The organism is Desulfatibacillum aliphaticivorans DSM 15576, from assembly GCF_000429905.1.
GTDB lineage: Bacteria > Desulfobacterota > Desulfobacteria > Desulfobacterales > Desulfatibacillaceae > Desulfatibacillum > Desulfatibacillum aliphaticivorans.
Genome location: NZ_AUCT01000003.1, coordinates 107893 through 132648, shown reverse-complemented (window position 1 = coordinate 132648; position 24756 = coordinate 107893). Strand labels below are relative to the sequence as shown.

At 56.1% G+C, this 24756-nt stretch carries 19 protein-coding genes; 11 read left to right on the top strand and 8 right to left on the bottom strand.

Going from position 1 to position 24756, the window contains the following annotated elements; genetic code table 11:
• Window positions 1-79: 79 nt before the first annotated feature.
• Window positions 80-3418 (top strand): DUF748 domain-containing protein, encoded by a 3339-nt coding sequence (locus G491_RS0104865; protein ID WP_028313784.1) that lies wholly within the window; start codon window positions 80-82, stop codon window positions 3416-3418.
• Window positions 3419-3847: 429 nt separating this feature from the next.
• On the opposite strand, the gene G491_RS0104860 is transcribed toward G491_RS0104865, so the two are convergent.
• Both G491_RS0104860 and G491_RS0104855 read right to left on the bottom strand, forming a co-directional pair.
• Window positions 3848-5131: a B12-binding domain-containing radical SAM protein gene (locus tag G491_RS0104860; RefSeq protein ID WP_028313783.1), complete on the bottom strand. Its 1284-nt coding sequence runs from the start codon at window positions 5129-5131 to the stop codon at window positions 3848-3850.
• 50 nt (window positions 5132-5181) lie between these two features.
• Window positions 5182-6456, bottom strand: a complete 1275-nt coding sequence (locus G491_RS0104855) for a (Fe-S)-binding protein (RefSeq protein WP_028313782.1) — start codon at window positions 6454-6456, stop codon at window positions 5182-5184.
• A gap of 393 nt (window positions 6457-6849) precedes the next feature.
• Here G491_RS0104855 and G491_RS0104850 point away from each other — a divergent pair, with 393 nt between their 5' ends.
• The 3 genes from G491_RS0104850 (at window position 6850) to G491_RS0104840 (ending at window position 10207) form a co-directional block, all read left to right on the top strand.
• Window positions 6850-7887 (top strand): TRAP transporter substrate-binding protein, encoded by a 1038-nt coding sequence (locus G491_RS0104850; RefSeq protein WP_028313781.1) that lies wholly within the window; start codon window positions 6850-6852, stop codon window positions 7885-7887.
• A 124-nt stretch (window positions 7888-8011) separates the two neighbouring features.
• Entirely contained in the window at window positions 8012-9628 is a 1617-nt protein-coding gene (locus G491_RS0104845; protein WP_028313780.1) for a choice-of-anchor U domain-containing protein, read from the top strand.
• 90 nt (window positions 9629-9718) lie between these two features.
• The gene (locus tag G491_RS0104840; protein ID WP_028313779.1) at window positions 9719-10207 is read left to right on the top strand and encodes a hypothetical protein; all 489 of its coding nucleotides are present in this window, start codon (window positions 9719-9721) and stop codon (window positions 10205-10207) included.
• Window positions 10208-10250: 43 nt separating this feature from the next.
• On the opposite strand, the gene G491_RS0104835 is transcribed toward G491_RS0104840, so the two are convergent.
• From G491_RS0104835 to G491_RS0104820, 4 genes are all read right to left on the bottom strand, one after another.
• Entirely contained in the window at window positions 10251-10745 is a 495-nt protein-coding gene (locus G491_RS0104835) for a Crp/Fnr family transcriptional regulator (RefSeq protein ID WP_028313778.1), read from the bottom strand.
• Window positions 10746-10872: 127 nt separating this feature from the next.
• Entirely contained in the window at window positions 10873-11490 is a 618-nt protein-coding gene (locus G491_RS0104830) for a FlgO family outer membrane protein (RefSeq protein ID WP_051327040.1), read from the bottom strand.
• A gap of 29 nt (window positions 11491-11519) precedes the next feature.
• Entirely contained in the window at window positions 11520-12242 is a 723-nt protein-coding gene (locus tag G491_RS0104825) for a hypothetical protein (protein ID WP_012609390.1), read from the bottom strand.
• 34 nt (window positions 12243-12276) lie between these two features.
• A complete protein-coding gene (locus G491_RS0104820) occupies window positions 12277-12861 on the bottom strand; it encodes a lipoprotein (RefSeq protein ID WP_028313776.1) in 585 nt (194 codons plus the stop codon).
• Window positions 12862-13487: 626 nt separating this feature from the next.
• On the opposite strand from G491_RS0104820, the gene G491_RS0104815 reads away from it, so the two are divergent.
• Together G491_RS0104815 and G491_RS0104810 are read left to right on the top strand one after the other, a co-directional pair.
• Complete coding sequence (locus G491_RS0104815) at window positions 13488-14279, top strand: hypothetical protein (RefSeq protein WP_012609392.1); 792 nt, start codon at window positions 13488-13490, stop codon at window positions 14277-14279.
• Window positions 14280-14849: 570 nt separating this feature from the next.
• Entirely contained in the window at window positions 14850-16163 is a 1314-nt protein-coding gene (locus tag G491_RS0104810) for a phosphoglycerate kinase (protein WP_012609393.1), read from the top strand.
• 538 nt (window positions 16164-16701) lie between these two features.
• On the opposite strand, the gene G491_RS0104805 is transcribed toward G491_RS0104810, so the two are convergent.
• Together G491_RS0104805 and G491_RS35305 are read right to left on the bottom strand one after the other, a co-directional pair.
• A complete protein-coding gene (locus G491_RS0104805) occupies window positions 16702-17064 on the bottom strand; it encodes a DUF1330 domain-containing protein (protein WP_028313775.1) in 363 nt (120 codons plus the stop codon).
• Window positions 17031-17375: a hypothetical protein gene (locus tag G491_RS35305; protein ID WP_157467980.1), complete on the bottom strand. Its 345-nt coding sequence runs from the start codon at window positions 17373-17375 to the stop codon at window positions 17031-17033. The genes G491_RS0104805 and G491_RS35305 overlap by 34 nt, the downstream gene beginning before the upstream one ends.
• Window positions 17376-17516: 141 nt before the next feature.
• Here G491_RS35305 and G491_RS0104800 point away from each other — a divergent pair, with 141 nt between their 5' ends.
• From G491_RS0104800 to G491_RS0104775, 5 genes are all read left to right on the top strand, one after another.
• On the top strand, window positions 17517-17999 hold the full coding sequence (locus tag G491_RS0104800; protein WP_028313774.1) for a hypothetical protein: 483 nt from the start codon (window positions 17517-17519) through the stop codon (window positions 17997-17999).
• A gap of 68 nt (window positions 18000-18067) precedes the next feature.
• The gene (locus G491_RS0104795) at window positions 18068-21106 is read left to right on the top strand and encodes an FAD-dependent oxidoreductase (RefSeq protein ID WP_035217777.1); all 3039 of its coding nucleotides are present in this window, start codon (window positions 18068-18070) and stop codon (window positions 21104-21106) included.
• A gap of 460 nt (window positions 21107-21566) precedes the next feature.
• A complete protein-coding gene (locus tag G491_RS33370) occupies window positions 21567-22391 on the top strand; it encodes a hypothetical protein (protein WP_028313772.1) in 825 nt (274 codons plus the stop codon).
• On the top strand, window positions 22388-23500 hold the full coding sequence (locus tag G491_RS0104780) for a 2-hydroxyacyl-CoA dehydratase subunit D (RefSeq protein WP_169829387.1): 1113 nt from the start codon (window positions 22388-22390) through the stop codon (window positions 23498-23500). The genes G491_RS33370 and G491_RS0104780 overlap by 4 nt, the downstream gene beginning before the upstream one ends.
• Window positions 23501-23510: 10 nt before the next feature.
• Entirely contained in the window at window positions 23511-24752 is a 1242-nt protein-coding gene (locus tag G491_RS0104775) for a 2-hydroxyacyl-CoA dehydratase subunit D (protein WP_028313770.1), read from the top strand.
• Window positions 24753-24756: the final 4 nt, after the last annotated feature.

Genomic DNA, 24756 nt, shown 5'->3' with positions numbered 1-24756 from the left:
CAATGACGCGCCGGCGCTCGCCGCCAGCCGGAGCATTTTTCCGCAACTATCGGTTCCCATTCCAATAAAGGTATATGCCATGAATCCCATTGCCCGCTGGAAACAATTGTCCCGACTTAAAAAAATCTTTATTATCATTTTAGGACTGGTGACCGCATACACGATTATAGGCTTTGTTTTAGTCCCTGCTATAATAAAGTGGGGCGTGGTCCGTACTGTAGAAAAGGATTACGGCCGAAAAGCCTCCATTGAAGACGTCGCTTTCAACCCCTATGGCCTGACCCTGAGGGTGGACGGGTTCACCATTCTCGACCCGGACGAAACCGCTTTTGTCTCCTTCGGCGGCCTGTCCGTGGACGTCAAAGTCTGGGATTCCATTACAAGCATGGCTGTTGTGGTGGGGGAAGTGGACCTGGAAAACCCCCTGGTCCGCATAACCATGAATGAGGACGGCGGGTTTAACTTTGCCGACTTGATTCCCGCAAGCAATCCTGAAACCAATGCCCCTGAAGAAAATAACGAAGAGCAGGAAAAAAAGCCGCCCAGGTTTTCCCTGGACATCCTTTCCGTCAGCGGCGGCAATATTGTTTTTGTGGATAAGCAAAAAGATGCCACCCATAAGATTATCGACTTGTTTGTAGCGGTCCGGGGCCTGTCCGGCCTGCCCGACGATCTGGACAATCCCGTGGAAATCAACCTGGAAGCCAGCATCAACGGCGCCCCCCTGACGGTTGAGGCCGAAAGCCTTATTTTCGATCCTAAGCTGAAATCCTCGGCCGGCATTTCTTTCCGGGATATCAGCGCGGCGCCCTACAAGGCGTATATCCCAACCATAGAGGGCAGAACCCTGGTCACAGCCAAGACCGGGGTGTATGCGGCGATCCAATACTCCATGGAGGAGTCGGGCGCCCATAACCTGGCTGTTCGCAATCTCAAGGTTTCGGATACGCTCCTGGCGTGGAAGGATCCCTTTAAAGACCCGGAACAGCCGGAAATCCGCGGGCCTTACCAGATTTCTCTGGGCAAGTTTTCCCTGGGGCTGGACGTGCTGGTTAAAGACCCGGCGGTCATGGACGTTCTGATGAAAGATGCAGACGTCTCCTTGGATAACCTGCAGCTGTTCGCCCAGAACGGCGCTTTGAAGCTGGCGGGCGTGGAACATTTTGACGTCCAGGACGCCAACGCGGACATGGCCGCCCTGAAAGCCTCCGTGGGCGCGGTAAACACCAACGGCGGATGGTTCGCCGCCGCCCTGGAGCCGACCAAGCGGATAAACATCACCCGGATGATCGAGCTTTCGGCAAAGGAAGCGGTGGAGGAAATCGTTGCAGCGGCGTCTGACGCCGCCCCGGAGGAAGTCCAGCAGGATGTTCAAATGGATGCCTCCCAACCTCCCGCGGAGGAAGTCAAGGAGGGCGCCGCCGCCGAAACAGCCGTTGCGGAAGCCTCGCAGGAGCCTGTTGTGGAGGGCGCGCCGGATCAAACCCCCGCGGAAGAGCCCGCCCCTGCTCCTGAGCCCGTAAAACAAGGCCCGGTCTGGACGGCGGAACTGGCTGCTTTAAACCTGGATGACTACAACTTCACCTTTAAGGATCTCTCCCTGGCGGACCCGGTCAGCCTGGAGGTCGCCGGCATGTCCGTCAAGGTGCGGGATTTTTCCACGGCGCCCGGCGCCAAAACCGGCGTGTCTTTTTTTATGAATGTCAACGAACGGGGAGTAATCAGCGGAACCGGGGAGATCAGCCTGGATCCCATCGCTTCGGAAATGGACGTGCGTTGCCAAAACACGGGGCTTGTCTTTCTCACGCCCTATCTCCAGGAATACGTGGACGCTTTGCTTAAAGGAGCGGATTTTACGCTGACCGGCAAGACGACCTTCGCCATGCAGGACGACGTTCCCCTTGCAACCTTTCAGGGCGATGTGATGGTTTCGGGCTTTGATTTTGAAACCCGCAAGGAATCCAACCTGGCCGACTGGGACGTCCTGTCCATCAAAGGCATATCCGTGCAGACCGAGCCTCTTAGCGCCAGCGTCGAGGAGATTCATCTGAAAGACCTCAAATCCTGGGTCATCCTGGAGGAGGACGGCAGCATCAACTACGCCAATCTCATGAAAAAACCCGAGGATGTGGCTCAGGAGATGGCCGCCCCCGAGACGGAGGAGGCCCAGCCCCAGGAGCAGGCCCGGGAAGAGTCTCCGTCCGAGGAAGAGGCCCAGCCCCTGGAGCTGCCGGACATCCAGGTGAAAAGCATCGTCCTGGAAAACGGCGTGGTCTATTTTCAAGACCGAAGCATAAAACCTCATTTTACCACGGAGTTGGCCGCCCTGAACGGAACCATCACCAGCGTCAGCAGCAATCCCGACGCCAAGGCAACCATCGAAATGACCGGCAAGCTGGATAATCATGCGCCGTTGAACATAACCGGCTGGGCCAAGCCCCTGACCATCCCCCCTTCGGGCAAGGTGGTGTTCGGGTTTAAAAATATCGAAATGGCGCCGCTTTCCCCATACACGGCGAAGTACATCGGATATCGCCTGAGTAAAGGCAAGCTGACCCTGGCCCACGAATACCTCTACGAAGGAGGCCTGATCGACGGCGACAACCTGATTGTCATTGACCAACTCACCCTGGGGGAAAAGGTGGACAGCCCGGACGCCATCAAGGCGCCCATCGAGTTGGCCCTGGCCCTGCTGAAAGATCCCCAGGGAAGGATCGAACTGCCGGTGCCGGTTTCGGGCGACCCCAACAATCCTGAGTTCAAGTTGGGCAAAGTCATCAGCAAGGCCCTGGCAAACGTGATCATCAAGGTCATTACGTCTCCATTCGCCGCCTTGGGCGCCCTGGTGGGCGGCGGCGAGGAACTGGCCTTTTTGGAATACCAGCCGGGCTCCGCCGCGCTTTCCCCGGATGACTTGGATAAACTGGACAAGCTGTCCAAGGCGCTTAAGGAGCGTCCCCTGCTCAAGCTGGACATCCAGGGGCTGACCAATCCCGATGCGGACAGGGAGGCCATCACCCAGGCTCGGTACACCGCTCTTCTGGCTTCCGTCAAAAAAGCCTCCATGGGCAAGGCCGGCCAGGAAACCCCGCTGGATCAGATTCAAATCGCGGACGAAGAGCGTCAGGATATTATCTGGAAAGCCTATAAAGACGCGGATTTTGAAAAAGAGAAAACCGCCCTGGGTCTGGTCAGGAAAATTGAAGTCCCGGACATGGAAGCCATGCTCATAAAATCGGTTACGCCGCCGGACGAGGAGTTGGTGCAAATTGCCTGGCAGCGCGCTCAGGCGGCCAAGGACGTTTTGCTTATCGAAAAGCAGATCGATCCGGCCCGCGTTTTCATTGTGGAGCCTCCGGCCCTGGACGGCCTGGACGATAAAACCAGCCTTTGCCGCGCAGTGTTCTCTCTGAAATAGCCCGGGGAAATGGGGTCAAATCTACGTTTGACGTTTGAGCCCCGGCGCGGGATTTTTGGAGAGGATTTGGTGATTTATTTGTTGGGTTTCGCGGAAAGGGAAAGCCAATAAAAAGCGACCCGGCAAGAGGCAGATGATGGGCTTTTAAAATGCCCTTTCCATGCTCTACCCAACCTAAGTTTTTGCTATAAAGATAGCAGGTTGGGTAGAGTTTGCACAGCGTTAAACAGGGCGTTTGGATGAAATCCCCTTTTTAAGAATGTTGGAAGCCCGAAAAGACCCAAACGAAACCCAACATTAGGTTTGCGACCCTTTTCGTTGGAGGAAATCATATATCCCCGGCGGACAAACGGCCATTCCAAAACCGAACAAAACCAGAAATCCAGCTAACTCCCTCCGCCCCCCTTATTGTCCAACGCCTTTCCAAAATTATAAAAACATCCAATCCGGATGGCTTGCCTGAAATTCCGCCACGGCGTTTTTCAACCATTCCTCCAGACCGGGCTCCACGTAAAAGGCAGGTTGCAGGATATTTTGATCCCGCTTGATGATCCCTTTGGCGACCGCCTGTTCGTAGACGGCGGTTTTGGGATAAATGCGCACCCCCTGGGTGATGCGCACGGCGTCCAGTTTCAGGGATTCCAAAAAGGCAAAGGCCTTTTTCACGCTTTCTTTGGTTTCACCGGGGCCTCCCAGCAACAAAAATCCGCTTTGGCCTATGTCGTGGGCTTTGAGCCTTTTCGAGACCTCACGCACCTTTTTCAGCCCGAATTTCTTATTGAAGGTCCGCAGCATGTCCTCGTCTCCATGCTCGAAGCCCAGAGACACCGCCTTGCACCCCGCCTTGGCCATAACTTGGGCCAGGTCGTCGCCGAGCATGTTGGGGTATATGATGCCCTGCCATTTTGCGCCGGGCGCCCTTTCCTCCAGGGCCGTGCAGAGCGCGCGGGCGTAGGAGGGCGGCAGGTTGAAGGTGTTGTCCGCAATAAAGAAGTAACGGAAGCCTTTGTCCATGAATTGGCGGACGTTCTCCGCAACGGTTTCGGGGGATCGCTTGAGCAGGATGCGGCCTTCGATGTTTTTTGTGGAGCAGTACGAGCAATCCAGGGCGCAGCCCCGCCTGGACTGGATGGGGACCATGACGCTTTTCAGGTCCCAGTGTTCGGGCACGATCATGTGCTTTTCCGGCAGGGGCAGGGGCCAAGCGTCCAGGTTGCGGACGGCCGCCAGCCTGCCGTCAAAGGGTTTGTCCGGGACGACCAACCCGGGAATGCCGTCCAAAGCTGCCTCTTGCTCCAGGCGATCCAGCAGCTCGCAAAAACTTTCCTCGCCCTGTCCGGCGATTCCCAAGTCCCCGCCGGAGAACGCAAGGATTTCGTCGGGAAACATGGTGAACCCGGCCCCGCCGATGACCACGGGCGCGGCCGAAGCCTCCTTGCACGCGGCGACAATTCCCTTCACCGGCTCGATCAAAAACAGGGGCTTGGTGCGATCCTGGTTGTCCACGTTGCGGGCGCACAGGCCCATGACCTGAGGCTGGAATTCACGGATGCGCTCTTTTAAGGCTTTCAGGGAGTCGGGGGCGTCCGTGGCGTTAAAGAGCGAAAACTCATGCCCTTTGGACTCAACCGCCGCTGCAATACAGCCCAGGCCCAAAGGCAACACCGGGATGTTGACGTTTTCCGTCACCGTATAAATGAGAAGAACTTTCACGAGGCCTCGTTATTTGAAAAAAGTATGATCGTCCGCGGGATTGCGTCCGGCTATTTCAGCAGTGTATCAACCAGAACCAGGGGATGGCAAATTTCCACGTGCGGGCGCTTCGCCGTGAACACGCCTTCCATGAACTGCATGAGGCAGCCGGTGCAGCCGGTCACGATTTTTTCCGGCGATTGCTCCAGGATGGGATTGAGCCCGGATTGGTGGATTTTCAGGGACAGGTCATGGTGATCGATATTGAAGCCGCCGCCGTGGCCGCAGCATTGGGTCAGACCGCCGGGGGGGATCAGGTCGATTCTTTGATCAAGAGACTTTAGCAAGTCCAAAGGAGCTGAGGAGGCGCCTTTGCCGAACCGAAGGTGGCAGGGCGTGTGGTAGTAGATGCGCGGTGTTTCATCATGGGCCGCAGCATTGATTTGCTTCAGCAAATCCTGAAAGCCAGGGGCGTCCAAAAGAATTTGGGCGGCGTCCTGGTGCATGGCCGCCATTTTTTCCGCCTTGGCCAAATATTCCGGATCGTCCTCAAACAGTTGAGGCAGATTTTGAATCTGGCTGCCGCAAGAGGCGCATACCGTGGCCACTGCGTCCAAATCCAGGGCGGAAAAGGCGTCCAGGTTGCGTTTGGCGCAGGCGATGGCCGTTTCCCGGTCTCCGCCGGCGTAAGCGGGCAGGCCGCAGCATCCCTGGCCGGGAACCGTGATGATGTTCAACCCCGCTTCCTTACCTAAGCGTTCCAAAGCCTGGGCGTTTTGCTGAAACAGATGATCGGTTCCGCATCCTACGAAAAAGCCGATCCTCAGGCCCGGGCCGGAAAAGTCCGCGCCCTTTTTTTGTTCCAGCCACGATGGGGATGTAAACGCGGGGATGACCTTGCGGCCCGTAAAAAAGGAAGCGGGAAAACGCAGGTACAGGCCGCTGGATTTGTCGATCTTTCCGCCCAAAAGCCCCTGGGCCAGCTTGCCGCCGGTCCGCAAAAGGCCTCCTTTCAAGCCCTGATCCATCAGGGCCGCCAGCTGCACCTGCTTGGGCAGGTTGAAGCGCTTGCGGGCGATCTCCCGGCCCTGGATCACCCGGCTGGGCGCAGGAACTTTATTGGCGCACACGTTTTCGCAGGCGCCGCACAGCAGACACCGGGTCAGGACGTCCCGCATGATCGCCGAACGGGCCAGCTTCTCGTCCTTTTCCCCCTGCTTGAGCACCGCCAGCCTGCCCCGGGCCACGTCGGCCTCCATATGGGTGTTTTGGAACACCGGGCACACGGTCATGCACGATCCGCACTTGATGCATTCCTTGCCGGGTTTGTACGTCTCTTTTGTCATATTCGCCAAATCAAGTTAATAGGAATACGCATCCAACATTCTTTAGCTATCAGCTATTCTTGAATAGTTAAACAAATATTAAAATCCGTTCAACCTCCGGGTACCGGAGTATATACCCGGAAACTCGGCGTCATGCAAGGACAGGGCTCCGAAAGGATTGTTTATTCCGAATTTGCGGGAGGTGAAATTCGATCTTGACACCGGGTGAAGAATTGGTTATTTCACGGGGAAAAAAGACTGACATGTCAGTTCAAAAATCGCTCCGCGCCGGACTTGCCCTGGCCTTGATCGCTTCCCGGATTGCTCCCTGCTCCTTATGCGCCCGCATAGTCCTGAAGAGATGCAAGCCGGCCGGAATTCCTTTTGAGCCCTATCAATTTGGAGGGAAAAGCCATGCTTTGCAAAAGACTTTTGTTGTCTGTTGCAGCGGCGATGCTGCTGCTGGGGGGGATAGGACAGGGCCGCGCCGAAACAGGCGCTGAAAAGCCCAAGTACGTCTGGAAATACGCCACCCTGGCGCCCAATGGAATCGGGTGGGCGGTCCACATACAGGATCTGCTTCTGCCCATGGTGCAGGAACGCACCAACGGAGAGGTGCGGGTGAAGATATACTGGGGCGGCGTCATGGGGGACGACGAGGACACCCTGAAAAAAATGCGCATCGGCCAGTTGAACGGCGCGGGCTTGTCCGGCCAGGGCGTGACCATGGCCGTGCCAGAAATGACGGTGCTGGAACTGCCGTTTTTGTTTCGGAATTACGACGAGGTGGATTATATCCGCGAGCAGATGATGCCGGAATTCGACAGCTTGGCCGAAAAGCACGGGCTGTTTCTCGTAGGTCTTATTGATCAGGATTTTGACCAGATTTACTCGGTCAAATATCCCATGAACAAGCTGGAGAATTTCGAGAAATCCACATTCACCTGCTGGTACGGAGACCTGGAGGCCAATATGCTTAAGGCTCTGGGCGCTTCCGCCGTGCCGGTCAATGTGCCCGAAATCAGCACATCCCTGCGTCAGGGCGTGGTTGACGCCAACATCGGCCCGGCCATCTGGCAGGTGGGCTCCCAGATGTACTCGGTGTACAAATACGTCAACACCTCCAAAATCCGCTATTCTCCGGCCCTGATGATTCAACGGAAAGAGGACTTCGAAGCCTCGGAGGAAGTCAAGGCATATAAAGAGGCGATTCTGGAAGAGCGCAGCAAGTTTGTCAGGCAATTCACGGAGCGGGTTCGGGTGGACAATCAAAAATGCCTGGACGCCATGCTGAAATACGGCCTCATTCTCGCCCAGGCCTCGGACGACGACATGAAGATGATCGCCGAGCGCACCAGACCGGTCTGGGACGAAATGGCCGGAGTCCTGTATCCCCGGGAGTTGTTGGACGAACTCCTGGAGCATTTGGCCGAATTTCGGGAGGAAAACTAAGGGGGGCGCCCTTACTTTTCTATTGCTCTTTCCCAGGAATCAGGGTAGTCTTGAGATGCAATTCATCTCATAAAATCAAGTATATAAAATTAATTTTGTTCATCCTTAGCAGGGAGGAATTGGCATGGCTAACCAGGTTCCCGAGTTCCAAGGCAAACGCTGGGCCTTATGGGCCCTTTTACTGGTTTTTTTCCTATCGGTCTTGGGCTGCCCCTTTGACGACGACGATGACATGGATCCTCCCCGGGATGACGAGATTCAGGTGAAGGTTACGTTGAACGCAACGGGAGAGATCGCCGACATCGAATACAACGGCAGGCATTATCAAATCGACATTACGGGCCAGGGCGGCGTCCTGGATCCGGCTTCCATAGACATTCTGAACGTAAACCAAGTCACCCAAAATGGATTTCCTCCGGGGTTTTCCTTTCCAGACGGCCTCATAACCTTCAAGGTTACGGGCCTGAATTTGGGCGATACAATCTCGGCCGTCTTGACCTTTCCGTCCGAGTTTCCGGCTGGAAGCCAGTACTATAAAGTGACGGACGACGGCTGGGTTTTATACGCCAACGCCGTGTTTGCCGGCAATCAGGTCACCATAACCTTGACAGACGGCCTCGACGGCGACCTGGATGCGCTTCAGAACGGGGAAGTTTTGGACCCCGGCGCTCCCGGACTGATTGATTACGGAATTCCCCATTTCACCGTATACCCGGATAAAATGCTGGTCAGCGGCACGGAAGTCGATTTAAGCAGAAAGGGCGGCGGCCCCTGGGTGGGCCATACCTGGATTAACACGGCAAACTCCCGTGTGGGCTGGTATGTGCAAACGCGCCAACTGCCCGATTGGCTGAGCGTCTGGCCGGAAAGCGGAACGGGCTCTGCGTATATGCATTTTTACGTCTGCTACAGTTCCTCTTCCCTGGGAACCACATGGGTCAACGTACCCATCAGCGACACCGGGGGGGATACGCGCAACGTAAAAGTCGGAGTCAACAAAAGAGACCCGGAAAACCTGAATCCCCCCTTCGGCTCCTTTGATACGCCCTTGGACAACTCAACGGTCCGAAGCTCCATCCCGGTCACCGGTTGGGCCTTGGACGACGTGGGCGTGGACAGCGTAAAGATATACAACACCACCGGCGGCGGCCAGATCTACATCGGCGACGCCGTCATGGTGGAAGGCGCCAGACCGGACGTGGCGAATCAATACCCGGATTATCCCCAGAACTCCCAGGCCGGCTGGGGCTACATGATGCTTACGAATTTCCTGCCCAACGGCGGCAACGGGACTTACATCATCGAAGCCGTGGCCACGGATTACGAGGGCAATCAGACCTCCTTGGGGTCGAAAACCATTATCTGCGACAACGCCAATGCGGTGAAGCCCTTTGGCGCTCTGGACGCTCCGGTCCAAGGCGGGACCGCCTCGGGTTCCAGCTACGCAAACTGGGGCTGGGCGCTGACTCCCCAGCCCAACAGCATACCCACGGACGGCTCCACCCTCAACGTGTACGTGGACGGAGTGTATCAAGGGCATCCCACGTACGATCAGTACAGGGAGGACATTGCAAACCTATTCCCGGGCTATGCAAACTCGGATGGCGCGGCCGGTTATTTTTATCTGGACACCACCGCTTATACCAACGGGGTGCACACCATCCAGTGGACCGCCCGGGACAACGCTGGCAACTCGGACGGCATAGGCAGCAGGTTTTTCACCATTAACAATACGGACTGATAGGCTTTTATGCTATAAAAAAAGGCGAGGCGTATCCGGCGTGCGGCCGGGGCGCCTCGCCTTTTTTATCCTTTGGGAAAGGAATTCGCCATGCGTTTAATGCGGTTTTATGCGGCTTTGGCCGTCCTACTCCTGCTCGCCGCCGGCTGCGGCCCCAAAAGAGTCTCCTCGGTCCAATACGGCAGCCCTTCGGCTGAAACCAAGGTGCTGTTCGCAACGGAGGATACGGCATTTAAAAGCGTCATCCTGGAAAACGTGGTGAAAGCCTATGAAGGTCAGGACGTATTTATTCAGGTGGAAAGCGTTCCCGCTTTGGACAAAATCGACGCCGAAGGCTATGACGCCGTGGTTTTGATCAATACCTGCATGGCCTGGAGAGTGGAGCCGGAAATCGAAGCCTTTGTGAAAAAGACGGCGGACAAGCAAAAAATCGTGCTGTTGACAACGACAGGAGATCCGGACCTGAACATCGAAGCGCCGGGAGTGGATTCCGTGACTTCGGCCTCTCAGATGGAAAATGCGGACCAGGTTTCGCAAAAAATCATCGACAGGATAAATAGGATATTAGGGGAAGGATAGGGCGGCGCAAAGGGATTTGCCGCGCCCTGAAAAACCGGGCAAGTTATGCGTGGAGGGACGGATCCACGCATTCGGAGCCGTCTTCTATATCAATCTTGCGCAAATAGTTGGTGTCCATAAGCCGCCGGGCCAGCACCAGACCCAAGTTGCGCATCATCAGGTAGCCGATGTGGTTGTTCCTTTCAAACAGCCAATGCAGCCGGTCTCCGTCCAGCTTAAGCACCGTCACGTCTCCCACGGCCATGACGCACGCGGATCTCCGCCATTCCTCCAAAAAGGCGATTTCTCCGAACACATCTCCCGAGTCCAGGATTGCTATTTCCTCCATGGACTCTTTTTCTTTCCGGCAAACCTCTATCTGGACGCTCACCCTGCCTTCCTCCAGAATGTACAGGGAGGAGTTGATGGAGTGCTCCTTGATGATGGGCTCTCCGTCCTTAAAGTCCAGGACGTCGCAGCACAGGATAACTTCATCCAACTCGTCGGAGCTCAGGCCCTGGACGATTACATATTGAGCCAGCCGCTTTTTTTTCAGCATGAATAATCCCTTTGGCTTTGATCCGGCGTCTTAGCCAATCGTGAAAATTCTTCATAATATACCAACTAATGGAAAATCAAGCCAATAATGCCGGAAATGCGGAATTTTTCCTTTTGCTCCAATCAAGTTACCGCAGCAGCGACTCTACGATATCCGAGTTGTAAAGCTGATAGTCATGCCCTGCAATCACCGTGTTATCCTGGGTCCTGACCAGCCGGACGCTCACAAAAACCAGATCTTCGGTCACCGCATAGGTTCCCACCAGCACGGCGGCGGCGTCGTGGGTTTCGCCCAAATGCCTCAATTCGCGGGAAAGGAGAAATTCCCCCTGGCCCTCCTTGATGAACACGGAGTCCTGCCGCAATTTCAATTCCACAAAGGGGTATCCGTGCTGGGCCAGCCGGGACGCGATTTGCTCCGAAACCAGGCGTCCGAACGTGGACGACTCCTCAAGGTTGTCAATATTTACCAGGCTGGAAGCCAGCATGGGCCGGTTCATGGGCAGGCTTTGCCTTTTCAGGGCTTGGGCCAAAATGTCGCCGGCGTTATAGCTGGACTCCAAAAGGTTTTCATGGGGAATGACTAGCGGGTTTACCCCGTCGTCGACGGGCCTGTTTCTTTTGTTGGAGCTGCATCCCCCAAAAGCCAGGACGGCCGCTAAAATCAAAGCGGCGGCCGGAAAAAGCGCGCCTTTCCCGCGGGCGCTGAAAAGATTTTTTTTGATGATCCGATGTTGGCAACGCATGCGGCCCTCCCAATGGTTCGCAATAACGATCACTCAGACACAGTGCGATAGGTTTTTGCCTGCCCAGGGCCGCCCGCGTCCAAAGAGCTTCCCATGGCGATGGGGTTGGCGTCGTACTGCCACCAGTCGCCGTCGTTGATATAGTAAATGTCGTTGGCGTGCATAAGATACCGGTCCCCGTACGCCAGGGTCGTTGTAATGAACAGTTCCTTGGCCGGCTTGTCCCCCGTGGTGTAGCCCCGGGCCAGATCCCCCAAAATACCCACGCCGATGCCCATATTCAGAATGTCTTCCGTGGCCCAGTCATAAGCGGCCCGGGCGACGCGCATGCTGCCCGCCAACATGGTCCATTTGACCGGGTTTTTTCGGATGATCCGGTCCTCATGCTGGAGGATGCGGGCGCTGTAGCCAAGGATCAGGCTTCCTTCATTGGAGGGCGTCAGCACCAAACCCCGGTTTACAAGATGAGAAACCAGCAGATCGTGGAACATCAGGGAGAAGGCGGTAGTCTCGTCCGGGGACGCCACGGAAACAGGCTGGGTTTCGATTCCCGGATGCTGCTCAATGGTCATCATTACCTGATTGGCCACGTCTTCCGCCAGAATGTCCCAATGATGGACGGCCTGCATTTTCTGCTGGGCGTTAATGGAATAGGTGACCGGATAAGGCGCCTGGGACCGGCACGCCCAAAGCAGACCGGCTGCGGCAAGCGCCAGCACGGCTGCGGCAAGTTTTCTTTTCGTGGAAGTCATGGACATTCTCCTGAGTATGAATCCAACCGGCGTTTTACCTGCCGGCCAATAGCATCTTGCAAAATTTTCCTGCGTTTTTCTGCACCAGCGTCATGGCCGAGGGCGCCGGAACTGCATGTGTTTGTCCCAGCAAGTAATCTTTGGGCTGCACCGGCCAACCGGTTTCCATCAGGCGGGCCCTCCACAGAACCCTATTTCCCTTGGACGAGGGCTTGAAAACCGTGATTTCCTGCTCCACCCGGGAGGGCTCCAACGTGCTGCCTTCAAACCAGTACAAGACCGCTCCGGTGATGACCAGATCGTACCTTTTGGCCTTGGCTATTTCCGCGATGGCCTGGGGAGGAACGTCCGCCTCCAGATGCACGGCGGAAAACACGCGGTTTTTCTCCAACTGCCTGCAAAAGACCGAAGCCGCGCTGCTTCCCGCGCCCCGGGCGTATTCGGGCGACATAAATGGAAAAACCCCGACCTTGGCGTTTCTGTACATATTGTAATCCGGCGAGGCGTATATCTCTTCAGGCATGGAAGCCCCGGATACATCCTTGGATTTTCCGTGGGAGCATGCGGACAAGGCCACGACGGCCCCCAGAATAAACAAAAAAACATAGATTTTTTTCATGATGCTGATCCTCCATATTACCGGACGCTATGAAAAATTCCCCGGATCCGGGGCGCCCGTTACCTCCCAAAATCAAGCAAATGTCGTGCCACGCCTCCATTATCCGCACAAAGGATTGTTATTGGCGGTTTTTTAAAGACAAAAGGACTTGCTTTTTGTTATACTCCGTCAACCATTACCAAAAGGGGGCAGGAAGATTTTTCCGCCTAGGAAAAGTCTGCTGCATGGGGATGGCGCTCAATAGGGCAAATGGTTCGTCCCGATCAGGGACTGGTTGCTTTTTCCCAAGTATTTATTATTCCAGCTAAAGAAGCGTGTTTCGGCCTCCGCCGACCGGGGCGTCCGGACAGGCGGATTGATGTTTGTATGGGGTTTTTCCCTGTCAGACCCTGGATGCAAGCAAGGTTTTTTCCGACTCTTTAATTAGCTGTTATTTTTGGGGAATTGCTAAATCTCTCGCCGAGAAGCAATGCTTGGCACGCAACGTGTACTTACGGTGGGGGCGATTGCAGCTCCGCCGGTTCCAAGGCGCTTTTTCGGCTCAGGATCGGGCTTGTTCTATTTGATAGGGCTGTGATTCTCAATCAATAAAAAGGGGCCGCCGTCAGGCTCCGGGAGAATGAACCATGAAAGATTCCACAAATGCCGCCAACCGTAAGGCCCCTGTCTGCTCCAACCATTTCAACAACACCAAAGGCTCTTACAGGGCTTTATTGATATTTATTGTTGCGGCCATGTGGGTTTGCGCCCTGTGCACGCCCGCCCTGTGCGGGCAGGAGACGCCTGCGCCCCAAGTCACGGCCTCCCCGCGCCCCGCCAAAGTTCCCCAATGGTCCTGGGACTGGGTGGAAGACCTGCGCGAGACAGGCCATGCCATTATTCCCGTACCCGTCACCATCGACCCTCAATCCAGCTATCAATCCAACCCCGGCGCCAATTCCACCTATCGTTTTTCCATGGACGGAGCCGCAAACAACGACAGACGCTCCCTGTTTTCCATGCTGGACGACGGCGAAGCCCTCCTGGGCCTTCTGGACAGAAGCGGTCGCGAAAACAGCCCCGGCTTTGAAGGCATGCTCTCCGACACCCTGAACACCAGTTTCCTGAGCATGGGCTCCAGGCTGCAATTTCACGTCAGCAAACGCTTCCTGCCCTACCTGGGCGGCGGCATCATCTATGGAGGCCGCGACTCAGAAAGCCGCGTATCCCCCAGCCTGCCGGCGGCATCCGGCTACGAACTGGGCGTGGGATTTTCCTTTTCCGACGCGCCGGTCCGCTTCGGCCTGGATTTTTTGTATCGCGGCATGGACCTGAGCGAAGAAGACCCCTGCATGACCATGCGCAAGGACGAATCCTGCCCCAACAACTTTGACAAAGACGGCTACTCCATGTCCCTGGGATTTACGGTTCATTTTTAAAGCCGAAACCTGCAGCGCGCTGACAAAATTTTATAACCTGTTTCTTCATTTTACTTAAAAAATTTCAAGCCCGTCCCCATGCCTTGAGTCTACACTTCGTCCCTTGCTCATCCGACTTCTCGTTCCCATGCTTCGCGTGGGAATGCATATAGAACTATCTGAAATCAAATCATTTCCATAATATTTTAACCTCGCTCGAGGCCAGAAAATGGATGGCCCAGGCAAAGCAGTATCTTGCCAGGGCGCGTCAGCGCAAAAGGTGCGACCTTCCTCGACGATAGAATCCTGGTCTCTCAAGCGGCCGAACGATCTATCCAAAACCAAACAAATGTATGGGTTCAACCAACTCCCTCCGCCCGCCGACCTTTCTATATTCCTACAATTTTTCCGGTCGCGCCTTTTGGCCTTCGGCCCCAGTCATTGCATGCCTGGGCCACCCAAAAACCAAAGCAGGGCAAGCCCTAAAGCTAACTTAGTTTCCATTTTCTTCGGCCCATATTTTTTGCTGACACTACGTGCGCCCTGTGCCATTATTGGGCAACCCCTGTTTTCAACTCAAAGGAGCGCGTCATGAACAGACATCTCATTGATTCCAGGCTTCCCCTGATCCAGGACGCCGACCTGGCCGGCAAGGTGGTTTTGGTCCGCGTGGACCACAACGTGGTCAAAAAGGGCGTGATTCACGATCCCTACCGGATCGACGCCACCCTGGGCACCCTGTACAATATCGTGGAGCGCGGCGGCAGGCCCATCCTCATGACCCACGTGGGCCGCCCCAAGGACAAGAAGACCGGGACCATCAAGGTGGACGCAGGCACATCGGTCCAGCCCATCGTGGAATACCTGGAGCGCAAGCTGTACACTACCTTCGCCATTCCCGAGTTTCCCGTGGACGGGGACCAGGGCATCCGCCAGATAGACACCTCCATCAACTGGCACATCCGGGATTTAAACGAACATCGCATCGGCGGGATTTATCTGCCCAACACCCGCTGGTTCTCCGGAGAGGCGGCCAAGGGCGACGCCAGGGAGCGCCTGGCAAGGCAGCTTGCGGGGTTGGCCGATGTGTTTGTGAACGACGCGTTCGGATCGTGGCAGCCCGACGCATCCACCTTTGACGTGGCCGAGCATCTCCCTTCCTATGCGGGCTTTCTCATGCAAAAGGAATTGATCAATCTGCGCCATGTTCTGGATCCGGAAAAGCCCTTTGTGGCCGTGGTAGCCGGCGCCAAGTACGATACGAAAATAGGCCCCCTGCAGGAGATTTACAAAAAGGTGGATCACCTGATTTTGGGCGGCGTCATCTACAACGCCTTCCTGTGCGCCAAATACGGGATCACCGTGGGCGGCGTGAGCGAGACGGACGTCAAGGCGGCCCGGGAGCTGGTAGCGCAGGACAAGGAAGCGGGTAAAATCGTGGAATTGCCCTTTCTGGTGGAGTCGGACACCATCGAAGGCCGGGTGGAGGGCAAGTACCGGACCGTGTCCGCTTCCGACTTCGCCCCCGGCCAGGAGCGGGGGTACTTCCTGGACATCGCGCCCGAATCCTTTGACACGCCCCAGGTCGCCCAGGCCATCGCCGGCGCAAAGACCATTTTCGTCAACGCAGTCATGGGCCTGACCCCTCATTTTTATGAAGGCTCCCAAAAACTGGACGCCACCATCGACGCCAACACAGGCGCCCAAAAGTTTTACGGCGGGGGCGACACCCTCCAGGAATTCAAAAACCTCAGCCCCGGCCTGTACCTGGCCGCCATGGACAGCGCCCAGTATTATTTCTTCACGGGCGGCGGCACGGTCTTGAAGGCCATTGAGGAAGGTTCCCCCTACGGCCTGGATCCGGTCAAGGCCCTCATGGAAAACAAGGAGCGGTTTAAAGGCTGATATAAAGGCAGGATTTCAACCAACGCTGTTCGCCCGCCGACCGTTCCTAATTCCTGCAATTTCCTCCGGCCGCGCCTACTGTTGCTTCGCAACACTGGCAGCAAAGGACGCTGCCAGTGCCACCCTAAAAGCAATACGCCCAGGCCCTAAGGAGGCTGGCCGGGGAGAATCCATCGCCATGGGGCAATTAATCCTTTGCAGATGATGGGTGGCCGCGGCAGAGCAGTTTCCTGCCGGGGCGCGCAAGCGCATTTTGTTCAAACCTTTTCAGTATCTGACGCTGGGAATCATCGTGTTGACGGATGATCTATCCAAGACCAAACAAATAAAGGATCTTAATCAACCATCTCCGCCCGCCGACCTTCCCCGATCTCATGATTCTTTGCGGGCCGCACCTTGTGTGCTGTCGCACCCAGGCAGCAAACGACGCTGCCTGGGCCACCCGTTTCAAGGATCGGTTTCGCTTTTCTGCAGGCCCCCCGCGCCTGCCCAAGGACGCGCTCTGAACGCCAAGAACGTGTCTCGTTGATCAAAACAATCAGGCTATGGGCTTGGTGGCCCATAAACGGGAGTCCTCTAAAGCCTCGCTCCGGTGATGCACGGTCGCCTTGTACTCGGGCGAGTTCACCATCTCGAAAAAAGCCTTGATGGAGGGATACTCCACCAGCAAAACCCCGTCCCAATCGCCGTCCCCGATCACCGGCATCATGTACTTGCCGAAATAAATGACCCGGCCGCCGATCTTCTGCACAAGCTTGAGCGAGGCGTCGGAATACTTGGCGTAGGACTCCTGGCCGCCGCCTTTCTTCAGCTTAAGCAGGTTGACCATCACAATGGGGCCTTCGTGCTTCATTTCGGAAAGTTCCTTCAACTGCCGCCCGGTGGGCTCGATAAATGCCATGCGTCTCCTCCTGAGTCGTCAAAATTAGGTTGTTCATCCTGTCCATGCGTTTCAAGCCGCATCATAATATCAAGGCCCTTTCGATTGCAAGGACGAGTTATACGATCGTGTTGAAAATCCGGTATTGAGATTCGTTTTTGGAAGGAAGGGATTGTATTGTATTTGTCTATTCTTAATATCAAAACATTAAATAGATTCTTGACTTTTTCCATGCCCCCCTTTATTCTCACTGCCACAGAATTTTGACTGATTAACCCGGACGGAAGCAGACTATGCCTTCTTTTTTTAAATCCCAATCCTTGCTTATCCATCCCTATTCGCCCGGCTTTACATGAGGCCGGGACCATGCGCCGCCCGGGTTCGGCGTGCGCACCCTATAGTCCTGGTTTGGATTTCGGGGCTGACGGCGGGTAATACGCGGTCGCCTCGCATAGCCGGTTTTGGGGCCGCCAATGGTTCAGCGGCTCAAGCCGGAAGTCGGGCGAACAGCCCCGGAGGAAGGAATCAGGCTCATGGATGAGGGCGACAAGCCTATAACAACTGCTGAGTTATTAGAACTGCGCGACCAAATGCTGGAGGCCGCGGACAGGGCCATTGCAGGCGATCCGGCTTTGTATCGACAGATACGCCGCATGCTGTGCAAGGTCGTCCACGGAGATGTGGAGATAGGCGACTATTACTCCCTGGCGCTCAACATCGCCCGTTCTCTGGATAAGCTGGGGCCGGGCGTTTTCCTGTTCGAGTATTACTCGGAGAACATTCATCCTGAAAAAAAGGGCAAGGCCCGGTTTTTCAGGCCCGAGTGCCAGGACTTGCTGTTTCAGCTGGACTCCATACAGGATTACAAGCGGAAAAAGCGGCCTTTTAAAATCATCAACGGCGGGAAGGATGACGAGGGAGATGCTTCTCCTCCCGTTCGGCTGCATAACGGTTGATTGCGGAAATTCGGCGAACCGGGGCTCGAAAGCCCCTACGGAAAGATTTGAATAAAAGGAGACAAACCATGTCTAATGATGTTGTGGGATCTGTGATGGTGGTCGGGGGAGGCATTGCAGGCATTCAGGCTTCTCTGGATTTAGCCCAGTCCGGGTACAAGGTGTATATGGTGGAAAAAACCGCTTCCATCGGCGGCGTCATGGCCATGTTGGACAAGACCTTTCCAACCAATGACTGCTCCATGTGCATCATGAGCCCCAAGCTGGTGGAGGTGGGCAGGCATCCCAACATCGAGCTGATCACCCTGGCGGAAATCCAGGGCATAGAGGGCGCTAAAGGCGACTTTACGGTGAACATCCGCCAGGCGCCCCGTTACGTGGATACGGAAAAATGCATCGCCTGCGGCCAATGCGCGGCCAAATGCCCCAAAAAGGTCACGGACGAATACAACCAGGGGCTCATCAAACGCAAGGCCATCTACGTGCCTTATCCCCAGGCCGTGCCTTTGAAATTCGCCATTGATCCCGAGCAATGCCTCAAGCTGACCAAGGACAAATGCGGCAACTGCGAAAAGGTGTGCCCCGCCGGGGCCATCCTGTACGACGACAAGGAAAAGATTCTGGACATCCACGTGGGCTCCGTAATTCTGGCGCCCGGCTTTTCCGCTTTCGATCCCAAGGGTATTGACGCCTACGCCATGCACCAAAGCAAAAACGTCATGACCTCTCTGGAGTTCGAACGCATCCTCTCTGCTTCCGGCCCCACGGGCGGCCACCTGGTGAGGCCTTCGGACAGCAAGGAGCCCCTTAAGATCGCCTGGCTCCAGTGCGTGGGCTCTCGCGATATCAACCGGTGCGGCAATTCCTATTGCTCGTCCGTCTGCTGCATGTACGCCATCAAGCAGGCCATCATCGCCAAGGAGCACGCGCCGTACGAACTGGATTGCTCGATCTTCTACATGGACATGCGGACCCACGGCAAAGGCTTTGAAGACTGCTACAACGAAGCCCGCGAAAAACACGGCGTGGCCTTCAAACTCGCCCGCGTCCACACTATCGATCCCAATCCCGAGACCGGAGATCTGGACTTGCGGTACGTGGATGAAGACGGCAATGTTCTGAACGAAGATTACGATTTGGTCGTCCTGTCCGTTGGCCTGGAAATTTCCGATCCGCTTCGGGAACTGGCCGGCAAGATGGGCGTGGAGCTCACCCCCGGCGGATTCGGCCAGGTGGACTCCTTTTCTCCCGTGGCCTCCAACGTGGACGGCATTTATTTGTGCGGCGCCTTCGCAGGCCCCAAGGACATCCCCCAGTCGGTGGTGGAAGCGGGCAGCGCGGCCCTCATGGCGGGCTCGGGCCTGACGGCCAGCCGCGACACCCTGACCGTCAAAACCGAAATGCCGCCCGAGGTCAACATCAAGGGCGAGCCACCCCGCGTGGGCGTGTTCGTATGCCAGTGCGGCATCAACATCGGCGGCGTTGTGGATGTTCCGGCGGTGCGGGATTATGCAGCCAATCTGCCCTATGTGGAGTTCTCCGACGACAACCTGTACTCCTGCTCCCAGGACACTCAGGACGCCATGACCAAGCTCATCAAGGAGAAGGGCCTCAACCGCATCGTGGTGGCGGCCTGCTCGCCCAAGACCCATGAGCCCTTATTCCAGGAAACCCTGTCCGCGGCCGGGTTGAACAAATACCTGTTTGAATTCGTAAACATCCGCAACCAGGATTCCTGGGTCCACAAGGACGATCCCCAAAAAGCCACGGAAAAGGCCAAGGACCTCCTTCGCATGGCCGTAGCCAAGGTGGCTTTGCTTTCGCCTTTGGAAGAGTCCCAACTCTTGATTAACCAGCACGCCATGGTGATCGGCGGCGGCATATCAGGCATTGCAGCGGCCCAGGCTCTTTCGGCCCAGGGCTACGAAACGTCCATTGTGGAGCGCGACTCCAGCCTGGGCGGTCAGGCCAGAAGTCTGTTCAAGACCGCCAAGCACGAGGACATCCAGGAAAAACTGGGGCAGATGATCCAGGAAGTGGAGGCCGACCCCAATATCACCGTGCACCTGAACGCGGAACTGGCGGACGTGACCGGCTTTGTGGGCGCCTTCCAGTCCACCATTAAAAACGATCAGGGCGAATATGTGGTGGATCACGGCGTGACCATCATCGCCACGGGCGCCTATGAACTCGAGCCTGCGGAATACCTCTACGGCCAGGATCCCCGAATTCTCACCGGTCAGGAACTGGACCGCAAGATGATGGAAAACGATGCGGTCGTGAAAAACGCAGAAACCGCGGTGTTCATCCAGTGCGTGGGCTCCCGCGAGCCCAACAGGCCCTATTGCTCCCGCCTGTGCTGCACCCATTCCGTGCTGAGCGCCCTGCATCTTAAGGAAATGAATCCCGACATGCAGGTTTACGTCCTGTACCGCGACATCCGCACCTACGGAGAGCGCGAAAATCTGTACAAGGAAGCTCGGGAAAAAGGCGTGATTTTCATCCGCTATAATGTGGACGACAAGCCCAAGGTCAGCGCAGACGATTCCGGCCTTACCATCGAGGTGCGGGACCCCATCGCAGGCCTGCCCCTGGCCATCAAGGCGGATTTGTTGACCCTGGCTTCGGCCGTGGTTCCCTATAATGACGAAAGGATGGCCCAGCAGTTCAAGCTGCCCTTGAACGATCAGGGTTTCTTCGTGGAAGCCCACGTCAAGCTGGCGCCTTCCTCCTTCGCCACGGACGGCGTGTTCCTGTGCGGCCTGGCCCATTATCCCAAGCCCATTGACGAAGCCGTGGCCCAGGCCCAGGCGGCGGCCTCCGCAGCCGTCACCCTGTTGTCGCGCAAGTCCATCAACACCAGCGCCAACGTGGCTAAGGTGGATCCCAGGTTTTGCTCCTCCTGCATGGTCTGCGTGAGCACCTGTCCGTACAGCGCGCCTTCCATGGTCAAGGAAGGACCCAATGCCGGCAAAGCGGAGATCAACCCGGTCCTGTGCAAGGGCTGCGGCCAGTGCGTGGCGTCCTGTCGTTCCGGCGCCCTGCACCTCCAGGGATTTGATACGGATCAGATCCTGGCTCAAATCCGCGAGATGTGCGCGGTATAAAACCAAAAGAAAAAACCGCCGGAGGCTGACTGCCAAACAGCCAGCCTCCGGCGGTAGAGTACAGAACTAAAGAACTACAGAACTGCAACAATACTTGCCTCCGGCGGCCAAGTTTTGAAAAAGTTGGATCAAAACTTTTTCAATGGCGCTCCGCGCAAGAGGCGTATTCAGGTTTGTGATCCCCGCATCCATCGCCTTTGTATGGACAGTCCCCCGCGCCATGCTTTTCCCCGTCATTCCCCCAAAAATTGCAGGTTGACTATAGCCCCGCGAAACCCAAAATCAGTTTTTTGGCGCCTTTTATAACTCCCGCAGGGCAAGCGCCCATGGCGTTAATCCAATAAGCGGAAACAGATTGTGCTGCCGGAGGCATTTATTACAAAATAAATTGACACTTGCAAAGATTTGTAATATTTACTGTCCATACGATCGCCTTTTCCCTTTTTTTGGAAAGACGCCCATGAACTGGAATATCACCCCGAAAATTCTCATCGTCAGCATCCTTCACGTATCGGACAACAAGGCCATGCCCATCAAGGACATGATCGCCATTGGCAGGCTTTTCGGGTTCACCGGCAACGTCATCCGGGTGACGACGGCCCGGCTGGTGCGGGACGGGCGTTTGGAGAACGACGAAAGGGGATTGTATCGCATCAAGGACATGGACACGCCCATCAGCCGGTTTGTCAACGCCTGGAAACAGGGTGAGGCTCGGGTGAAGGAATGGGACGGGTCATGGATTTGCTGCCTGGCGCCTAACGGAACCGCGGGGCGCCGGAAGAAAAACGCCAAGGCCCTGGAGCTTCCGGGATTTCGGGAAGGTTTGCCCGGTTTGTGGGTGCGGCCCGCCAACCTGAACATGGACCTGCCCTCTTTGAAAGAGTTGCTTGTGCATCAGGGCATGGACCCGGCCGGGGAATTGTTTGTCGGCCGCGACTTTTCGGAAAAAACCGCGGCCCAGTGGCAAAAATTTCTCTGGCCCGTGGAAGAGCTGGTTCGGGACATGGAAAAGGCTCTGGAACGCATTGAAAAAAGCAAAGCCCGCGTCCAGGGCCTGCCGCCGGACAGCGCGCTCATGGAGACCTATCTGGTGGGCACGGAAACGGTGCACATGCTGGTAAAAGATCCTTTGCTGCCTGAAGAAATAATGCCTCCGGCCCATCGCGTGAAGCTGGCCGGGGCCATGCTGGAATATAACAAAATCGGCAAGGACCTCTGGGAGAGAGAGGCTTTTGGCCTGCGCTTCTCCCAATCCCCCTCCCACATGGAACTGGAAGGAGTGTGAAGCCATTGAACGCCATACAAAGCCAACTAAAAGCCCTGCATGATGCAGGCAAGCCCGTGCTGGGCTGCTTTCCCTTGTATCCGCCCCTGGAGTTGATTCACTCCCTGGGAATCGCCCCGGCGGTGCTGTGGGGATTCAAGCCCTATTTTACTCAGGTTTCCCTGGCTGACAGGCATTTGCAGAATTACGCCTGCTCCGTGGGCCGATATCTGGTGGAGTTCGTCCTGCAGGACGCGGGGGAGACTTTGGACGGCCTCTTAATGTACAACGCCTGCGACACCTTACGAAACCTGCCGGAAATCATTGACCGGGGCCTGGCGAAGGATGCGGCTTTGCCTCTGCATACGTTCCACGTCCCTGCCGTCTCCATGGAGAGAAGCGGCGCCAAGGAATATTTGAAAGATCGCCTGGAGGGCCTGATCGCCTGGCTGGAGGCGACTTTTTCCGTAAAATTCGATCCCGACTCCTTTGAAAAGAGCGTGAGCTTATACGCTGAAATGCACGGGCTCATGCAAAAGGCCCAAAAATACGTCGGCGAAGGCAAGGCCCTGTTTTCCGAACTGGCGGAGCTTTGCGGCAAGCTGAATTTCATGCTTGTGGAGGATCAGATAACCGCATTGCAGGAGTTTTGCAGGGCCTGTGAGGAGAAAACTGCGGCGCCCACGGGCTCACAGGTGGTAATCAGCGGCATCCTGCCGCCTCCGCCGGAAATCCTGAAGGCCATGGAAAGGGCGGGGCTGGCGATTGTGGGAAACGATCTCGCCAACATGCACCGGGCCTGGGCGTATTCTCCTGCACCGAGTAAAGACCCGGCCGCTTATTACGCGGATTTTTACGAAAACCATTTTCCCTGCACAACGCTTTTGCCCACGGCGGACAGACGCCTGCCCGCCCTGGAATCCATGCTGGAGGATTGCGGCGCCGGGGCTTGGATATTCGCCGGAGAGAAATTCTGCGAATACGAGTATTTTGAACTGCCCTACGTGGAAAAAGCGCTCAAGGCCAAGGGAATCGGCGTGCTTAGCCTGGAGTTCTCCCTGGGCGACGAGCAAAACCTGGGCTCCATGAAAACCCGCATAGAAGCCTTTGCGGAAATGATCGAGGAATAAGGAGGGCGGCATGGCTCAATTTGTAAAAACAGATTCGGGAAAGCGGCTGACCCGGCTTATCACCAACGGCTACATGGACAATATCGTCAAGGCCCAGCAAGGCGCCTTTGTGGTGTGGATCGCCATTATCGTGCCCGCGGAAATTTTCGCGGGCTTTGACAACGTAATCTACTGCGTGCCCGAAAGCCACTCCGCCCTGTGTGCGGGAAAAGGCGTGGGCGTTTCGTTGTGCGAAAAGGCGGAAAACCTGGGATACTCCATGGACCTGTGCTCTTATGCACGCATCGACATGGGCTGCCACTTCAACCAGGGGGCCGACTCCCCGGCGGGCGGCCTGCCCAAGCCGGACCTGCTGGTCTCCAATAATAACAACTGCACCTTGCTGGCCAAGTGGTTTGACGTGTATCATCGGGAGTGGGACATCCCCCATTTCATTCTGGACATTCCGTTTTGTTATGAGTCCCAAAAGCAGCGGGACATGGAATACATCGTCAGCCAGTTTCAGGACTTGATTCAGACCGTGGAAAAACTCTCCGGCCAGAAGTTCAACCCGGAAAAAATGGCCCAGGCCTGGGAAAACTCCGTGGAAGCCAACAAGCATTGGCGGCGTTTTCTGGCTGCGGCCAAAAACAAGCCTTCGGGGATTACGGCGTTTGACTCTTTCGTCCAGATGGCGCCCACCCTGACTATGCGGGGGACGCCGGAACTGGCCGAACATTACCGCTTTTTGGCGGATGAAACGGAAGCGCGCGTTGACCAGGGGATTGTTCCTGCGCCCAACGAAAAATATCGCCTTTTGTGGGATAACATCGCGCCCTGGCACCAGTTGCGCAAAATGTCCTCCCGTTTAGGAGCGCTGGACGCCAACATCATCTCAGCGTCCTATACCTATTGCCTGGGCAGCCGGGAGGGCAGCCTGGACCTGCTGGACCTTGAGTCGCTCTCTCCCCTGGAAGGCATGGCCAGGCTGCAAAATTTCTCCATCTGCCCTCATGGGCTGCAGCTTAGGGGCCGGGCCATGAAACAGGCCATCGAGGAAATGGACATAGACGGCGTGGTTTTCGCCTCCAACCGGAGTTGCAAGGTGTATTCGCTCATGCAAATGGATCAGCAGCGTTACGTGCAGGAAGAGTTGGGCGTGCCTACGGTCATGATTGACGTGGATCACGCGGACGAACGAAAATACAGCGAGGAAACCGCCTTTGTGCGCATGGAAGCGCTGCTGGAAAGCATTGATGAGGCCAGGAGGTAAGGGG

Coding starts and splice junctions, on each gene's coding strand:
- G491_RS0104800 (WP_028313774.1), top strand. CDS start 17,517: ATGGTTCAGCGGCTCAAGCCGGAAGTCGGGCGAACAGCCCCGGAGGAA.
- G491_RS0104850 (WP_028313781.1), top strand. CDS start 6,850: ATGCTTTGCAAAAGACTTTTGTTGTCTGTTGCAGCGGCGATGCTGCTG.
- G491_RS0104820 (WP_028313776.1), bottom strand. CDS start 12,861: ATGAAAAAAATCTATGTTTTTTTGTTTATTCTGGGGGCCGTCGTGGCC.
- G491_RS0104835 (WP_028313778.1), bottom strand. CDS start 10,745: ATGCTGAAAAAAAAGCGGCTGGCTCAATATGTAATCGTCCAGGGCCTG.
- G491_RS35305 (WP_157467980.1), bottom strand. CDS start 17,375: ATGGATAAGCAAGGATTGGGATTTAAAAAAAGAAGGCATAGTCTGCTT.
- G491_RS0104855 (WP_028313782.1), bottom strand. CDS start 6,456: ATGACAAAAGAGACGTACAAACCCGGCAAGGAATGCATCAAGTGCGGA.
- G491_RS0104830 (WP_051327040.1), bottom strand. CDS start 11,490: ATGCGTTGCCAACATCGGATCATCAAAAAAAATCTTTTCAGCGCCCGC.
- G491_RS0104815 (WP_012609392.1), top strand. CDS start 13,488: ATGAAAGATTCCACAAATGCCGCCAACCGTAAGGCCCCTGTCTGCTCC.
- G491_RS0104865 (WP_028313784.1), top strand. CDS start 80: ATGAATCCCATTGCCCGCTGGAAACAATTGTCCCGACTTAAAAAAATC.
- G491_RS0104810 (WP_012609393.1), top strand. CDS start 14,850: ATGAACAGACATCTCATTGATTCCAGGCTTCCCCTGATCCAGGACGCC.
- G491_RS0104795 (WP_035217777.1), top strand. CDS start 18,068: ATGTCTAATGATGTTGTGGGATCTGTGATGGTGGTCGGGGGAGGCATT.
- G491_RS0104775 (WP_028313770.1), top strand. CDS start 23,511: ATGGCTCAATTTGTAAAAACAGATTCGGGAAAGCGGCTGACCCGGCTT.
- G491_RS0104840 (WP_028313779.1), top strand. CDS start 9,719: ATGCGTTTAATGCGGTTTTATGCGGCTTTGGCCGTCCTACTCCTGCTC.
- G491_RS0104845 (WP_028313780.1), top strand. CDS start 8,012: ATGGCTAACCAGGTTCCCGAGTTCCAAGGCAAACGCTGGGCCTTATGG.
- G491_RS0104825 (WP_012609390.1), bottom strand. CDS start 12,242: ATGACTTCCACGAAAAGAAAACTTGCCGCAGCCGTGCTGGCGCTTGCC.
- G491_RS0104805 (WP_028313775.1), bottom strand. CDS start 17,064: ATGGCATTTATCGAGCCCACCGGGCGGCAGTTGAAGGAACTTTCCGAA.
- G491_RS33370 (WP_028313772.1), top strand. CDS start 21,567: ATGAACTGGAATATCACCCCGAAAATTCTCATCGTCAGCATCCTTCAC.